Genomic DNA, 1,817 nt, shown 5'->3' with positions numbered 1-1,817 from the left:
GAGATGGCACTTCGGGGCAGTGTTGCCGGCGGACACTGCTGCGAACTGCCATCTCGCGAGTCAGAGCAGGGGGCGGGACCGCCTGCCATTCAGCCACAGCAGCAAACCGATCACCACTGCGGAGAGCATGCCCAGGCCGCCGGTGACCACCAGGCCGGTGCGCACCCCGAACTGTTCCGTCAGCCACCCGGCCAGGAGTCCGCCCAAGGCGTGTCCGCCCAGCAGCAGGGGCAGGTACAACGCCATAACGCGGCCGCGGATCGCAGGGCCGGCTTCGAGCTGGACGGCAGTGGCGGCACTGGTCAGGAACAGGAGCGTCATGAGGCCCACCACCACCAGCATGACAATGAAGAGGACCAGGTTGGGCATCAGTGCGGCCACCAGCTGGGACAGTCCGAAGAGGCCTGCCGCCGCCACGATGCCCTTACGGCCCAGGCTCCGGAGGCGGGCCGCCAGCAGCGCGCCGGCCAGGGCTCCGATGGCGCTGACGGTATTGAACAGGCCGAACCCTTCAACACCGTTGTGCCATACCCGTTCGGCAAAGGCCGCCAGGACCACCGGCCCGTTCATGCCGAACATCCCCAGGAGCCCGGCCAGGGCAATAATCAGCAGCAGCGAAGGGCGCTCACGGACGTAGCGGAACCCGGCAAGGAGCTGGCCCCGCCCGCGTTCGGCAGCGATGCTCGGATGCAGCTCGGCCGGGCGGATGGCGGCGATCAGGCAAAGCACGAGCAGGCACAGCAGCGAGTTGGCAGCGAACGCTGCGGCTGACCCGGCCTGGGCGATGACTGCCCCGCCCAGCGCGGGTCCCGCCATGGCGCCCAGCTGCCCGATGGCATTGTTGATGCCGATGGCGGGCCGGAGGGCGGCGTCGCCCACCACTTCGTTGACGAACACCTGGCTGGCGGGCTGGTTAATGGCCGAGGTGACGCCGAGCGCCACGCAGCTGGCATAAACCGCCCAGACCGTGATGGTCCCGCTCGCGGCCCAAACCGCCAGGCCGAGGGCCAGGAAGGCAATCACTGCCTGGCAGACCAGCATGATGCGCCGTTTCGGAAACATGTCCACCAGCAGGCCGCTGAGGGGCCCCACAACCAGCATCGGCAGGAACTGCAGTGCGACGGCTACACCCACGGCGGCGGGGCTGCCGGTCAGCTGCAGCACCAGCCAGTCCTGGGCCAGGCGCTGCATCCACACACCCACGCTGCCGGTGAATACGAGGGCAAGGAAGAGCCTGTAGTTGCGCTGCTTCAGCGGCTGGTACCAGGGGTGCTGGCTCTTCGAAGAACGGAGGGACTGTTCGGAACGCTGGCGGTCGGAAGACACGTCGGACTCAACTCAATAGCGGGCGGAAACCAGGAGGAAGTTTTAGCGGGTGGAGCGCAGTTTGACCGCTGCCGCGGCGAGGATCAGGGTGCCTGGGACCACCACGAAGAGTGCCGCGAGCATCCAGACGAACACGACGGCGCCGAAGAGCGCCGCGGCGAGGAGGAGGGACCCTGTCCAGTCCTTCAGGGACAGGGTTTGGCCGGTTTCCAGCGCGGAGCGCCAGGCACTGCGGCCGTCAGTGTGGGGGCCGGTGAAGTCCGACCAGGCAGCCGTGGTCCGCAGCAGCAGGACGGCGCCTGCGGCGGCAAGGATCAGGGTGGCCGGCAGCACCACTTCCCGGCCGGGAAGCTGCCCCACCCAAGCGAGCAGAAGGTTGAGGACAATCACGACGGCGGCTGCCGCCGTCGTGATTCCCAGCTTCCAGCTGCCCGGCAGGGCAGCCTTGAACGTGCCCCACAGGCCGCGGACCGAATCGTCGCGGCCAGTAA

General features: G+C 68.2%; 2 protein-coding genes. Both read right to left on the bottom strand.

Annotated features, from left to right (window positions below; genetic code table 11):
• Positions 1–60 precede the first annotated feature (60 nt).
• Complete coding sequence (locus tag P2Q66_RS21370) at positions 61–1,326, bottom strand: MFS transporter (RefSeq protein ID WP_275731369.1); 1,266 nt, start codon at positions 1,324–1,326, stop codon at positions 61–63.
• A gap of 42 nt (positions 1,327–1,368) precedes the next feature.
• Positions 1,369–1,817 (bottom strand): Poxvirus protein I5 (locus tag P2Q66_RS21365; RefSeq protein WP_275731368.1); only part of this gene is annotated, 449 nt, incomplete at its 5' end.

This window comes from Arthrobacter sp. Cr_A7, assembly GCF_029222765.1.
GTDB lineage: Bacteria > Actinomycetota > Actinomycetes > Actinomycetales > Micrococcaceae > Arthrobacter.
This window is presented reverse-complemented; position numbering and strand designations above follow the sequence as displayed.